This window comes from Actinomadura roseirufa (assembly GCF_900659635.1).
GTDB classification, from domain to species: domain Bacteria; phylum Actinomycetota; class Actinomycetes; order Streptosporangiales; family Streptosporangiaceae; genus Spirillospora; species Spirillospora roseirufa.
The window spans coordinates 1-12,608 of the sequence record NZ_CAACVB010000228.1 but is presented as its reverse complement, the minus strand read 5'-3'; the positions used below and the strand labels follow the sequence as shown (position 1 = coordinate 12,608).

The following is a 12,608-nucleotide window of genomic DNA, read 5'->3' as shown; positions in this document are numbered from 1 at the left end:
CGTGTGCTCTTCCGATCTCGGACGCCCTCCCGGCGATCCTCGCCGAGCTGCTGCGCGCCGACGAGGCCGGCTGGGCGCCGGCCCCGGATGCGGACCGAGCCGCGGACGGAGCCGCGGACGGCGGGGAGCACGGGGACCGGTGCGTGCTGACCGTCGCGGCCGGGCGGGGCCGCTCCGTGCGGCTGCTGCGCGTCGGGCTGCCGTTCACCACGACCGAGGCGGCCCGCGCCGACGCCCTCGTCCGCGCCGCGCTGCCCGCCGGGCGGCCGCGGCCCGCCTCCCACCGCGTTCCTCTTCGCGACGGCACGCACGTCGTCGTCCGGCCGGTCGAGCGGCGGGACGCGGCGGCCGCCCGGGCCCTCCGCGGCCGCTGCTCGGCGGAGAGCCGCCCGACGCGGTGCTCCGGCCCGGAGCCATACCCGCCGCGGCGGGCGTTCGACGTGTTCTGCGAGCCCGCGCGCGGGCTCACCCTGGTCGCCGAGGGCCCGGACGGCTCGCTGCTGGCCCTGGCGCACCTGATCCACGTCGTGGAGCCGGGGGTGGCCGAGGTGGCGTTCCTCGTCGAGGACGCCTGGCAGGGCCGCGGCCTCGGCCGGGCGCTCGCCTCGCTGCTGGTGGAGCTCGCCCGCGAGCGGGGCCTGGTGGAGCTGCGCGCGACGACGCCGAGCGAGAACGCCCGGATGCGGCGCCTGCTGACCTCCCTCGGCGGCCGGACGCGGCGGACGGGCGAGCCCGGCGTGGTGGAGCTCCGCGTGCCGCTGGACGGCCGCGCCGCCGCGCCGGGGCGGGACCGGGCCGCCGCCCTGGGAGAATGGCGCGGTGACCGGCATCTATGACGATCCCTGGGCCTACGAGCTGGCGTGCTCGTTCCGTGACGTGCGGGCCGAGGTGGACGTGCTGCTCGCCTGGTGCGAGGAGCACCGGCCGGGCGGCGCCGGGCCGGTGCGGACGGTCCTGGAGCTGGCCGCCGGGCCCGCCGAGCACTCCCGCGAGCTGGCCCGCCGCGGGGCGTCCGTCACCGCGCTGGACCTGAACGCGGCGATGTGCGCCCACGCCGGCCGTGAGGCCGCCCGGGCGGGCGTGGAGGTCGAGGTCGTCCAGGGCGACATGACGAGGCTCGCGCTGGGCCGCCGGTTCGACCTGGTGGTCACCATGCTGGACTCGACGTCCCACCTGATGACGCTGGAGGCGTTCGTCGCGCATCTGCGCGGCGTGGCCCGCCATCTGGAGCCCGGCGGGCTGTACGTGGTGGAGATGTCGCATCCCCGCGACCGGCTCGGCGACGACCCGAGCGTCAGCACCGGGTGGACGGTCGAGCGCGACGGCGTCCGCGCCACCGTGCGCTGGGGCGAGCCGGACGACAGGCTCGACCCGGTGACGCAGATCGCCGACGACCGCGTCACGATGACCATCCACGAGGACGGCGCCGGACGCGGCGGGCGGGTGATCCGCGACGTCGTCCCCTACCGCTTCTGGACGGCCACCGAGCTGGACGCGGCGATCCGCCTCGCGGGCGGCCTCGACGTGGCCGCCCGCTACGGCGACTTCGGCGCCGGTGCGGACGCCGTCCCGCTGACCGCCCCCGAAGCCTGGCGCATGATCACTGTGTTGACTGCAAGCTCGGCCCACTCCGTTCGCTGACGCTCGCTTCGTGACCGTGTTGACTGCAAGCCCGGCCCACTACGCTCGCCGGCGCTCGCTTCGTGACCGTTCTTGTGCGAGCGCGAATCGCTTCGCGATCTTCCCGGCGGGGCTCGCCTCCGGCTTCGCCCCACCGGTCAGGTAGCGCGCTCGCGTGACGGCTGAGGCTGTTCACGGGAGCTGAGCGTGTTCACGACTGGTCGGGGCCGTTAACAGAGCCGTGCTTGGGTGGGGAGCCAACCCGGCATCGGGTAGGCGGCGAGCATGTCACGGACTTCGCCCGCTACGCGATCGGCGACCGTGTCGTCCTGGGCGGCGGTGGCCCGCACGACCTCGTCGATCCAGGCCGCGATCTGCGGCATCCGCTCCTCGGTCAGCCCGCGGGTGGTGATGGCGGCGGTGCCGATCCGCAGCCCGGACGGGTCGAACGGCCTGCGCGGGTCGAACGGCACGGCGTTGTAGTTCAGCTCGATCCCGGCGCGGTCGAGCGCCTGCGCGGCGGGCTTGCCCGGCACGCCCTTGCCGGTGAGGTCGATGAGGATCAGATGGTTGTCGGTGCCGCCGGAGATCAGGTCGTAGCCGCGGGCGAGCAGCGCCTCGGCCAGGGCCGCGGCGTTGGCCACGACCTGCCGGGCGTAGCCGGCGAAGCCGGGCTCGGCCGCCTCCTTCAGCGCGACCGCGATGGCGGCGGTGGTGTGGTTGTGCGGGCCGCCCTGCAGACCGGGGAAGACGGCCTTGTCGACGGCCTTGGCGTGCTCGGCGGTCGACAGGATCATCGCGCCGCGCGGGCCGCGCAGGGTCTTGTGCGTGGTGGTGGTGATCACGTCGGCGTGGCCCACCGGGGACGGGTGCGCGCCGCCCGCGATGAGGCCGGCGATGTGCGCGATGTCGGCGGCCAGCACGGCGCCGACCTCGCGGGCGATCTCCGCGAACGCCGGGAAGTCGATCGTCCGCGGGATGGCGGTGCCACCGCACCAGATGAGCTTGGGCCGCTCCTTGAGCGCGAGGTCGCGCACCTCGTCCATGTCGACCCGGCCGGTGTCGGCGCGCACCTCGTAGCGGACGGGGCTGAACCACTTCCCGGTCGCCGACACCGACCAGCCGTGGGTGAGGTGGCCGCCCATGGGCAGCGACAGCCCCATCACCGGGTCGCCCGGCTCCAGGAAGGCCATGTAGACGGCGAGGTTGGCGGGCGAGCCGGAGTAGGGCTGGACGTTGGCGTGCTCCGCGCCGAACAGCGACCGGGCCCGCTCGACGGCCAGCAGTTCGATCGGGTCGACGTTCTGCTGGCCCTCGTAGTAGCGGCGGCCGGCGTACCCCTCGGAGTACTTGTTGGTCAGGACGGTGCCGGTGGCCTCCAGGACCGCGGGCGAGACGTAATTCTCCGAGGCGATCAGCCGGATCTTCTCGAACTGGCGGCCGGCCTCGGCCTCCACCAGCTCGGCGATCTCGGGATCACGGGCACGCAGATGGGGAACGGCGGGTTCGTGCATCACAGCCTCCGCGCTGCTCGCGCCGGGCTCGTGCGGGCGCCCGGCGAACGGGGCCCGGACACCCAGGCGCGCGGTGTGCGGACTTGTTTCGCTCCCCGGTGGTCGTCTCCACCTTGACTGCGCCAGTCGCGTTGGCGCCATCATAGCGAGCGGGTCCGTCCGTCCCCCGGGCCCGGGACGGGACCGCGACGACGCCGAGGCCGGCGAGCAGCAGCACGGATCCGGCGGCGGCGGGCGCCGGCATGCGCTCGCCGAGGACGGCGACGGCGAGAACGGCGGCCACGAGCGGCTCGGCCAGGCTGAGCGTCCCGGCGGTCGCGGCCGTGACCCGGCGCAGGCCCGTGACGAAGAACATGTACGCGGCGGCCGTGGTCGCGACGCCGAGCCAGGCCACGAGCGCGGCGGAGGCGGGCCGGGCCAGCTCCGGCAGGCCCGCGGCCGTCCAGGGCAGCAGGACCGCGCCCCCGGCCAGCAGGGTCACCGACACCGCGGCGGCCATCTCGCCCGCCGACTCGCCGCCCCGCCGCGTGAACAGCTTGGCCGACACCGTGTAGATCCCGAAGCACGTCGCGGCGACCACGCCGAACGCGATCCCGGCCGGGTCGGCGTGGACGGCGCGGCCGGGCAGCGTCAGCAGCGCGACGCCGGCCACGGCGCAGGCCGTCCCGGCGAGCCGGCGGCGGCCGAACGGCGCGCGCAGCACGATCCGCTCGGCCAGCCCGGTGGAGACGGGCGCGAGGCCGAACACCACGGCGGTCGCGACGGCCGCGCCGGTGCGGTCGACCGCGCTGAAGAACCCGGCCTGGAAGGTGCCGGTGGCGGTGGCCGCCGCGGCGAGCGGCGGCCAGGTCCGGCGGCCGATGGCGCGGTAGGCGCCGGGCCGGGTGACGAGCACGGCGACCGCCAGGAACGCGCCGCCCGACAGGATCCTCGCGCCCCCGATCGCCACCGGGCTCGCGCCGGAGCCGGCGAGCACCTGCGCCGGCCCCACCGTCCCCCACAGGACGCCCGCGGCGAGCAGGAGCGGCACCCCGGATGAGTTCATCCATCGCTTCATGCCGCCAGACGCTAGGCGGACATGCGGGATATCGGATCCTCGACCGTTGTTCGTTCGGCCAGGGGACCTCTAGCCGCTGATCGTTCGATACGCGGTGAAGGTGACCGGGGTCGGACGCAGGACGTTCGGCGTTCAGGCCCTTACGGACGGCGGAAGTTCGGACTGCTCGACCGGCTGGACGTAGTCGAAGACGACGGTGGTGCGGACGTCCACGTACTCCTTGCGGCGGGCCAGCCGGTCGAGCACGAAGTCGCGCAGGTACGCGGTGCTCGGCACCGCCACGTGGACGAGCAGGTCCTCGTTCCCGGTCACCACGAACACGGCCACGGACTCGGGCAGCGCGGCCATCGTGTCGCGGGCCGACTCGATGGCCTCGCGCGACTGCGGGCGGATCCGGATCGAGATCAGCGCCTGTACGCCCCGGTCGAGCCGCTCCAGGTCCACCGCCGCGTGGAAGCCGGTGATCACGCCGCGCGAGCGCAGCGCCCGGGTCCGCTCCAGGGCGGTGGACGGAGCGATCCCCACCGCCTCGGCGAGCTCCCGGTTGGTCTGGCGCCCGTCGCGCTGCAGCCGCCGCAGGATGGCCTGGTCCACCGCGTCCATGTGGGTCCCTCCAAGGTGCCGGGCGGGCGCCGAACCCCCGCGCGCGAAATCGCGCTCCGGCGCCCCGTTCCCCGAAGATTATTCGGCCTCCCGCGCGGACGCCAGCGGAGCCGGCGCCGAACCCGGACGCGAGGAGGCGGGCCGCGCGGCCGGACGGCCGCCGTGGATCAGCAGCAGCGCCGCCGCCCCCGCGGCCAGGGCGAGCACGCCCGCCACCGTGCACGCCGCGTTCAGGCCGGACGCGAACGCGGCGTGGACGTCCTGCGCCCATCGCGGTGAGCGGGCGATGACCTCGGCGGCCCGGCCCGAGGTGAGCTCGTGCGCGGCCGTCCCACCGCCGGGCGTCCGGTCCTCCAGGGAACGTTCCAGCACGGTCCTGAAGACCGCGCCGAGCACCGCGACGCCCAGCGCGTACCCGAGTTGCCGGACGGCGCCGACCGCCCCGGCCGCCATCCCGCCCCGCTCGGGCGGCACCGCGGCCATCGCGGCGGCGGTGACGTTCGGCATCGCGAGCCCGACCCCCGTCCCGATGACCACCATGCCGGGGACCAGCGTCGCCCAGCCCGATCCCGCGTTCAGCACCGCCTGGCCCAGCGTGCCGAACCCGACCAGCAGCAGCCCGGCCCCGACCGTCCAGCGGGGCGCGACGCCGTGCAGGAACCGCCCGCCCGCCATCGAGACCGCGAACGCCACGACGGGGATCGGCAGCAGCGCGAGCCCCGCGCCGATCGCGCTCTTGCCCTGCACCGTCTGCAGCCAGAGGGAGACGTAGAGCAGGTACGCGAACGCGGCGCCCGACAGGGCCAGCGAGGCGGTCATGATCCCGGTGAACGAACGGTCGCGGAACAGCCGCAGGTCGAGCAGGGGGTGCGGGCTGCGCGCCTCGACGATGACGAAGGCGGCGAGCGCCGCCGCGGCCGCGCCGAGGGCCCCGAGCGCGGCCGCCGAGCCCCAGCCGGAGTCGCCCGCGCGGATCAGCCCGTAGGTCGCCGCGCCCGCGGCCGCGGCGAACGTCAGCACACCGGGCACGTCGAGCCGCCGCGCGCCGGGGTCGCGGGACTCCGCCAGCACGCGCAGGGTCAGCGCCACCGCGACCACGCTGACCGGCAGGTTCACCAGGAAGATCCAGCGCCAGCCGAGACTCCCGGTGAGCAGCCCGCCGATGATCGGCCCGATCCCGGACGCGGCCCCGCTGACCGCGCCCCACACCCCAAAGGCCACGCCCCGGTCACGTCCCGAGTACGAGGCGCTGATCAGCGCGACGGTCGTGGCGAACATCGCCGCCGCGCCCAGCCCCTGGACCCCGCGCGCCGCGATCAGCAGCGGCGTGCCCGGCGCCAGCCCGCAGACCAGCGACGAGGCGGCGAAGGTGACGAGGCCGGCCACGTAGACCCGGCGGCGTCCCAGCCGGTCCGCGAGCGCGCCCGCGCCGAGCAGCGCGGCGGCCAGGGCCAGCGCGTAGGCGTCCATCACCCACTGGAGCGCGGCGTAGGACGTGTCGAGGCCCGTCGCCATCTCCGGCAACGCCACCGTCACGATGTTCACGTCCACCAGCAGCATGAACGTGCCCAGGCTCACCGCCGTCAGCGGCCACCACCTGCTCATTGCGGTCCCTCTCGTCGTCGAACGGTTCTCCGACAACAATCGGCGCATCATCGCGGCAAGGCCACTCAGAACCCGGTTGCGTCGACTATTTCGACATCAACTAACCTGAGGTGGTGAATTCCCACACGGCAGATCTTCTGGACCTGCGGCTGGTCGAGGCGCTCCAGTTCGACGGCCGGGCGCCGTTCAGCCGGATCGCCGAGGTGCTCGGCGTCTCCGACCAGACCATCGCGCGCCGCTATCGCCGGCTGCGCTCGACCGGGCTGCTGCGGATCGTCGGCGCCCCGGGCGCGGACCGGGGCCGGTGGATCATCCGGCTCCAGTGCGTCCCGAGCGCCGTCCAGGCCCTGGCGGAGGCGCTGGCGCGGCGGCCCGACATCGTCTGGGTGCAGCTCGTCTCCGGCGGCACCGAGATCCTCTGCAACATCGGCCCGGTCACGGCCGAGGACGGCGAGCAGATCCTGCTGGAGGCGCTGCCGCGCTCGGACCGGATCATCTCCGTGGCGGCGCACCGGATCCTCTACACCTTCTGCGGCTCGCCCCGCCGGGTCCGCATGCTGGACGTGCTGACGCCCGAGGAGGAGCGGCTGCTGGAGCCGCCGGACCCGGTGCCGGGCTGGGACGCGGACGTGCCGCCGCTGGAGCCCGGCGACATTCCGCTGCTGGAGGTGCTGTCCCGGGACGGGCGGGCCGGGCACGCCGAGCTGTCCGCGGCGACGGGCTGGTCGCCGTCCACGGTGGCCCGGCGCGTCGACCACCTGCGCGCCACCGGCAGCCTGTTGTGCTACGCCGAGTTCGATCTCCGGTACGCCGGGCTGGGCGCGGCCGCCCGGCTCTGGATCACGGTGCCGCCGGGCGAGCTGGACGGGGTGGGCCGGGCCCTGGCCGCGCATCCCGAGACGGCGTTCGTGGCGGCCACCACGGGTCCCGCCAACCTCAATGTCGCCATCGTGTGCCGCGACTCCCGTGCGATCTACCGCTATCTCACCGAGCGGGTGGCCGCGCTGCCGGTGATCGGCCATGTCGAGACGACCCCGATCGGCCGCAACGTGAAGGGCGTGGGCGCCGTCCTGCCCCACGACCCGTCCCGCCGCCCCCGCTGAACACCCGGAGGAGGCCCCGCCAACGCGAGAGCGCACGACCCGGCAGGCCGTGCGCTCAACGTGTGGCCCCAGCGAACCGACGCCGGTGAGCCCCTTACTGAAGATATCCAGGGCGCGCTGAGGCCCCTTGACGGCGGACCTCAGCCGTCACGCGAGCGCGCGACCTGACCGGCGGGGCAAAGCCGAAGGCGAGCCCCGCTGGGAAGATCGCGAAGCGATTCGCGCTCGCACAAGCACGGTCACGAAGCGAGCCGCCAGGCGAGCGCAGTGGGCCGGGGTTGAATTAGATATGCCCTGCTGCTTCCAGGGCCCGCTTGACGGCGGCGCGCTTCTGGCGCAGCTTGGCGAGCGCCTCTTCGAGGATGGCCTCGCCGTCCTCGTCGCTGCGCCGCTCCTTCACGTAGGCCAGGTGCGTCTTGTAGGGCTCCGTCTTCGGCGGGGCCGGCGGGTTGTCGGAGTCCTGGCCGGCCGGGAACCCGCAGCGCGGGCAGTCCCACGTCTCGGGGACCGCGACGTCGGTCGCGAAGCTGGGCCGGGTCTCGTGCCGGTTGGCGCAGTAGAAGGTCACCCAGACGCGCGGCGCCGCGTCACCGCGCTCCGCCTCTCCCATCGGACCGGCCCCGACACGGCTGCCCCGAATCGCGTTGCCACTACCCACGGACTACTCCTCGCTTAGTGTGCCCGCGCCGCCCGTGACCTCCGTTGGCGGCGCGGCGCTCGTACGTTTGGAACGTTGGGGACGGGACGGCTCAGCCGACGCCCTTGTGCTTGAACAGCAGCCCGAGCACGATGATCGAGGCGAACCAGATCACGCCGGTGCCGACGGTGAGCCGGTCGAGGTTGCGCTCCACCACCGAGGACCCGCCCAGAGACGAGGAGATGCCGCCGCCGAACATGTCGGACAGGCCGCCGCCCTTGCCCTTGTGCATCAGGACGAGGACCACCATCAGCAGGCTCGTGAGAATGAGCACGATGGACGTTGCGATGATCACAGTTCAGCGCCTTCTCTGGTCCCACCCCGCGGCGAGCGGGGCTTGTCGGTCGTTCGGGTGGGGGCTCGAACCGAGCGGTTTACCCGTCAGGTACGAAGGGTACGACGAACTCTCCGCTGGTTCGGCAAGAACCCCCATGTCACGCAGAATTGATCAGTTTGATCAGGCGGGGAGATCCCGGTACCGGCAGATCTTGACGAACTCTCCCGGGTCCAGGCTGGCACCACCGACCAAAGCGCCGTCCACGTCCGGCTCCGCCATGATCTTGGCGACGTTGCCGCTCTTGACCGAACCGCCGTACAGGATACGCACCTGGTCGGCGAGCCCGCCGTCGTAGAGCTCGGCGAGCCGCGTCCTGATGGCGGCGCAGACCTCCTGCGCGTCCTTCGGGGTGGCGACCTCGCCGGTGCCGATGGCCCACACCGGCTCGTAGGCGATCACGGTGCGCCGGACCTGGTCGGCGGGGATCTTCGCCAGCCCGCCGTCGATCTGCTTCAGGACGTGCGGGACGTGCCCGCCGGCCTTGCGGACCTCCAGGCCCTCCCCCACGCACAGGATCGGGGTGAGGTCGGCGGCGAGCGCGGCCTTGGCCTTGGCGTTGACGACCGCGTCGTCCTCGGCGTGGTACTGGCGGCGCTCGGAGTGGCCGACGACGGCGTAGCCGCAGCCCAGCTTGGCCAGCATCGACGCGGAGATCTCGCCGGTGTAGGCGCCGGAGGCGTGCCGGGAGACGTCCTGCGCGCCGTACTGGATCGACAGCCGGTCGGCGTCGATCAGGGTCTGCACCGAGCGGATCGCGGTGAACGGCGGGATCACGGCGACGTCGACGGCGGCGTAGTCGGCCTCCTTGAGGGCGAACGCCATCTTCTGGACGAGCGCGATCGCCTCGAGGTGGTTGTTGTTCATCTTCCAGTTGCCGGCCATCAGCGGCTTGCGGGAAGGGGTGGCGGGGGCCATGGGTCAGTCCTCCAGAGCCTGCAGGCCGGGCAGCGTCCTGCCTTCGAGGTATTCGAGGCTGGCGCCGCCGCCGGTCGAGATGTGGGAGAAGGAGCTCTCGTCGAACCCGAGCCCCCGGACGGCCGCGGCGGAGTCGCCGCCGCCGACCACGGTGAACGCGCCCGAGTCGATGAGGCCCTGGGCGACGGCGCGGGTGCCGTTCGCGTAGGGCTCCATCTCGAACACGCCCATGGGGCCGTTCCAGAACACGGTGCGGGCGTCGGCGAGGCGTGCCGCGAACAGCTTGCCGGACTCGGGGCCGATGTCCAGGCCGAGCCGGTCGGCGGGGATCGCGTCGGCCGCGACGACGTCGTGCTCGGCGTCCGCGGCGAACGCGGTGGCGGCGACGACGTCGACGGGCAGCACGAACTCCACGCCGCTCTCCTCGGCCCGGCGCAGGTAGGCGCGGACCGTATCGAGCTGGTCCTCCTCGAGGAGGCTCTTGCCCACCTCATGGCCCTGGGCCTTGAGGAACGTGAACACCATGCCGCCGCCGATCAGGATGCGGTCGGCCTTGCCGAGCAGGTTGTCGATCACGCCGAGCTTGTCGGAGACCTTGGAGCCGCCGAGGACGACGGCGTAGGGCCGCTCGACCTCCTCGGTGAGCCGGCGCAGCACCGCGACCTCGGCGGCGATCAGTCCGCCGGCCGCGTGCGGCAGCCGCCGCGGCACGTCGTAGACGCTGGCGTGGCGGCGGTGCACGGCACCGAAGCCGTCGCCCACGTACAGGTCGGCGAGGGCGGCGAGCCGGTCGGCGAACGCGCCGCGCCCGGCGTCGTCCTTGGCGGTCTCGCCCGGCTCGAAGCGCAGGTTCTCCAGCAGCGCCACGCCGCCGTCGGCCAGCCCGTCCACGGCGGCGCGGGCGGAGTCCCCGACGACGTCGGCGGCGGCGGTGACGCCGGTGCCCAGCAGCTCGCCGAGCCGCGCGGCGACCGGCGCCAGCGAGAACTCGGGCTTGACCTCGCCCTTGGGACGGCCCAGGTGGGCGCAGACGATGACCTTGGCGCCCCGGGCCCGGAGCGCCTCGATCGTCGGCAGGCTCGCCCGGATCCGCCCGTCGTCGGTGATCCGGCCGTCCCGCAGCGGGACGTTCAGGTCCGAGCGGACGAGCACCCGCCTTCCGGCGACGTCGAGATCGTCAATGGTGCGCATCGCGATTGCGGTGTCCTTCCGGATACGGCCCCGCCGTGGCCGCGCGTCACGCGCGGCCACGGCGGGTCATCGGGGTCAGAGCTGCGCGCCGACCAGCTTGACGAGGTCGACGAGGCGGTTGGAGTAGCCCCACTCGTTGTCGTACCAGCCGACGACCTTCACCTGGTCGCCGATGACCTTGGTCAGCCCGGAGTCGAAGATGCACGAGGCGGGGTCGGTGACGATGTCGCTGGAGACGATCGGGTCGTCGGTGTAGGTGAGGTAGCCCTTCAACGGGCCGTCGGCGGCGGCCTTGAACGCGGCGTTGACCTCGTCGACGGTCACCTCGCGGGAGAGGGTCGCGGTGAGGTCGGTGGCCGAGCCCGTCGGCACCGGGACGCGCAGCGCGTAGCCGTCCAGCTTGCCGTTGAGCTCCGGCAGCACGAGGCCGATGGCCTTGGCCGCCCCGGTGGAGGTCGGCACGACGTTCAGCGCGGCGGCGCGGGCGCGGCGCAGGTCCTTGTGCGGGGCGTCCTGGAGGTTCTGGTCCTGGGTGTAGGCGTGGATCGTCGTCATCAGGCCCTTCTCGATGACGAAGCTGTCGTGCAGGACCTTGGCCAGCGGAGCCAGGCAGTTGGTGGTGCAGGACGCGTTGGAGATCACCGTGTGCGCGGCGGGGTCGTACTTGTCCTCGTTGACGCCGAGGACGACGGTGAGGTCCTCGTTCTTGGCGGGCGCCGAGATGATGACCTTCTTGGCGCCGTTGTCGGCGTGGACCTTGGCCTTGGTGGCGTCGGTGAAGAAGCCGGTGGACTCCACGACGATGTCGACGCCCACGTCGCCCCACTTGAGGTTGGCGGGGTCGCGCTCCTCGAACGCCTTGATCGCCTTGCCGCCGACGACGATCTCGTCGGCGGTGGCGCGGACCTCCTCGGGGAAGCGGCCGAGGATGCTGTCGTACTTGAGCAGCTGGGCGAGGGTGGCGTTGTCGGTCAGGTCGTTGACCGCCACGATCTCGATGTCGGCTCCGCTCGCCTTCACGGCGCGGTAGAAGTTGCGGCCGATCCGGCCGAACCCGTTGATGCCTACTCGGATGGTCACGGAACGGCTCTCCTCGTACGTCGTCTCACCCGGCGCGACCGGGTCCGTCACTGCGTGGATCCTGGGGTCTCCCCCACGTCCGACCCTATCCAATGACCGCCGGGTAGCCCGACACTGGTGGCCGTTGAATCCCGGGTGACGCGCCGTCTCCCGCCGGGAGCTCCGTGGCCGGTCAGCGGGTATGCGAGATCATCCGGCCGCCGCGCGGCCCGGACGGCCGGCGTGCCGGGTCAGCGCCTGAAGCGGCCCCGGGCGACCACGCCGCCGTTCCCGTCCAGCAGCGTGTAGGCGCCCGCGGCGGCCACGTCCGGCGACCGGGGCCTGAGCGGCGGGGTCGCGAACAACAGGAGCTCGCCGCGGGGTGAGGGGCGCAGGACGGACGGAAGCCGGCGGCCTCCCTTCTCGCGGCGGTCGAGCCTGAGCCGGGTGCCGTCGGCGTAGTCGACGGCCAGGGAGACCACGCGCGCCGGCACCAGACCGGCCAGGGAGAATCCCTCACCGTGCTCGCGCTCGTACTCGGCGCCCACCCACTCCTGCAGCCGTTGATCGGCTCCGTGGGACCGGCAGACCACCCGCCACCCCCGACGCGTGATCAGCTGCCGCCGCATGGCGCCGGAACCGTTGTCCACGATCGCGACCCAGCGGCCTGCGCCCATCGGGACGGCGCCGATGTCGCGCAGCGTCCTCTCGCCGTCGGGGCCCCACGTTCCCCGGCGGCACAGCCCGGCGAGCAGTCCCGCGTCCTCGGCGCGGCCGATGCTCGGCACGGCCGGGGTCCGCCGCGGCGACTGCGGCCGCACCACCCGCCGGCCCGCGCCGTCCTCCAGCACGCCCGGCACGAGGACGGCGACCGCGGCGATCTGCGAGGCGGCGTCGGTCTGCGCCT

Annotated in this window: 12 protein-coding genes, 1 pseudogene and 1 riboswitch; of the genes and pseudogenes, 3 read left to right on the top strand and 10 right to left on the bottom strand. The window is 73.6% G+C overall.

The genetic code is table 11. The features are described from left to right. Together E1291_RS32470 and E1291_RS32465 are read left to right on the top strand one after the other, a co-directional pair. A partial coding sequence (locus E1291_RS32470; RefSeq protein WP_131741898.1) for a GNAT family N-acetyltransferase occupies window positions 1-836 on the top strand: 836 nt, incomplete at its 5' end. Then, window positions 820-1,641, top strand: a complete 822-nt coding sequence (locus E1291_RS32465) for a class I SAM-dependent methyltransferase (RefSeq protein WP_131741897.1) — start codon at window positions 820-822, stop codon at window positions 1,639-1,641. The genes E1291_RS32470 and E1291_RS32465, both read left to right, overlap by 17 nt. 209 nt (window positions 1,642-1,850) lie before the next feature. On the opposite strand, the gene glyA is transcribed toward E1291_RS32465, so the two are convergent. From glyA to E1291_RS32445, 4 genes and pseudogenes are all read right to left on the bottom strand, one after another. After that, window positions 1,851-3,134, bottom strand: a complete 1,284-nt coding sequence (glyA, locus tag E1291_RS32460) for a serine hydroxymethyltransferase (RefSeq protein WP_131741896.1) — start codon at window positions 3,132-3,134, stop codon at window positions 1,851-1,853. A gap of 53 nt (window positions 3,135-3,187) precedes the next feature. Beyond that, window positions 3,188-3,274: riboswitch (ZMP/ZTP riboswitch) on the bottom strand. 107 nt (window positions 3,275-3,381) lie between these two features. Beyond that, window positions 3,382-4,179: pseudogene (locus E1291_RS45260) on the bottom strand (DMT family transporter); the annotation flags it as partial. A 144-nt stretch (window positions 4,180-4,323) separates the two neighbouring features. Beyond that, the gene (locus E1291_RS32450) at window positions 4,324-4,794 is read right to left on the bottom strand and encodes an Lrp/AsnC family transcriptional regulator (protein WP_131741894.1); all 471 of its coding nucleotides are present in this window, start codon (window positions 4,792-4,794) and stop codon (window positions 4,324-4,326) included. 78 nt (window positions 4,795-4,872) lie between these two features. Next, window positions 4,873-6,399: an MFS transporter gene (locus tag E1291_RS32445; protein WP_131741893.1), complete on the bottom strand. Its 1,527-nt coding sequence runs from the start codon at window positions 6,397-6,399 to the stop codon at window positions 4,873-4,875. A gap of 113 nt (window positions 6,400-6,512) precedes the next feature. On the opposite strand from E1291_RS32445, the gene E1291_RS32440 reads away from it, so the two are divergent. Continuing rightward, the gene (locus E1291_RS32440) at window positions 6,513-7,502 is read left to right on the top strand and encodes an Lrp/AsnC family transcriptional regulator (protein ID WP_131741892.1); all 990 of its coding nucleotides are present in this window, start codon (window positions 6,513-6,515) and stop codon (window positions 7,500-7,502) included. Between the two features lie 283 nt (window positions 7,503-7,785). Here the strand turns inward: E1291_RS32440 and E1291_RS32435 are convergent, their stop codons facing one another. The 6 genes from E1291_RS32435 to E1291_RS42445 form a co-directional block, all read right to left on the bottom strand. Next, window positions 7,786-8,160, bottom strand: a complete 375-nt coding sequence (locus E1291_RS32435) for an RNA polymerase-binding protein RbpA (RefSeq protein WP_131741891.1) — start codon at window positions 8,158-8,160, stop codon at window positions 7,786-7,788. Window positions 8,161-8,251: 91 nt separating this feature from the next. Continuing rightward, entirely contained in the window at window positions 8,252-8,494 is a 243-nt protein-coding gene (gene secG / locus E1291_RS32430; RefSeq protein ID WP_131741890.1) for a preprotein translocase subunit SecG, read from the bottom strand. 162 nt (window positions 8,495-8,656) lie between these two features. Continuing rightward, window positions 8,657-9,451, bottom strand: a complete 795-nt coding sequence (tpiA, locus tag E1291_RS32425) for a triose-phosphate isomerase (protein ID WP_131741889.1) — start codon at window positions 9,449-9,451, stop codon at window positions 8,657-8,659. A 3-nt stretch (window positions 9,452-9,454) separates the two neighbouring features. Then, complete coding sequence (locus tag E1291_RS32420) at window positions 9,455-10,642, bottom strand: phosphoglycerate kinase (protein WP_131741888.1); 1,188 nt, start codon at window positions 10,640-10,642, stop codon at window positions 9,455-9,457. 75 nt (window positions 10,643-10,717) lie between these two features. Continuing rightward, the gene (gap, locus tag E1291_RS32415) at window positions 10,718-11,722 is read right to left on the bottom strand and encodes a type I glyceraldehyde-3-phosphate dehydrogenase (RefSeq protein ID WP_131741887.1); all 1,005 of its coding nucleotides are present in this window, start codon (window positions 11,720-11,722) and stop codon (window positions 10,718-10,720) included. A gap of 230 nt (window positions 11,723-11,952) precedes the next feature. Continuing rightward, the coding region (locus E1291_RS42445) for a hypothetical protein (protein WP_165495385.1) at window positions 11,953-12,608 on the bottom strand (656 nt) is incomplete at its 5' end.

What these genes read in the sequence shown, in the direction of transcription:
- glyA (WP_131741896.1), bottom strand. Translation starts at nt 3,134, where the DNA reads ATGCACGAACCCGCCGTTCCCCATCTGCGTGCCCGTGATCCCGAGATC.
- E1291_RS32450 (WP_131741894.1), bottom strand. Translation starts at nt 4,794, where the DNA reads ATGGACGCGGTGGACCAGGCCATCCTGCGGCGGCTGCAGCGCGACGGG.
- E1291_RS32445 (WP_131741893.1), bottom strand. Translation starts at nt 6,399, where the DNA reads ATGAGCAGGTGGTGGCCGCTGACGGCGGTGAGCCTGGGCACGTTCATG.
- tpiA (WP_131741889.1), bottom strand. Translation starts at nt 9,451, where the DNA reads ATGGCCCCCGCCACCCCTTCCCGCAAGCCGCTGATGGCCGGCAACTGG.
- E1291_RS32420 (WP_131741888.1), bottom strand. Translation starts at nt 10,642, where the DNA reads ATGCGCACCATTGACGATCTCGACGTCGCCGGAAGGCGGGTGCTCGTC.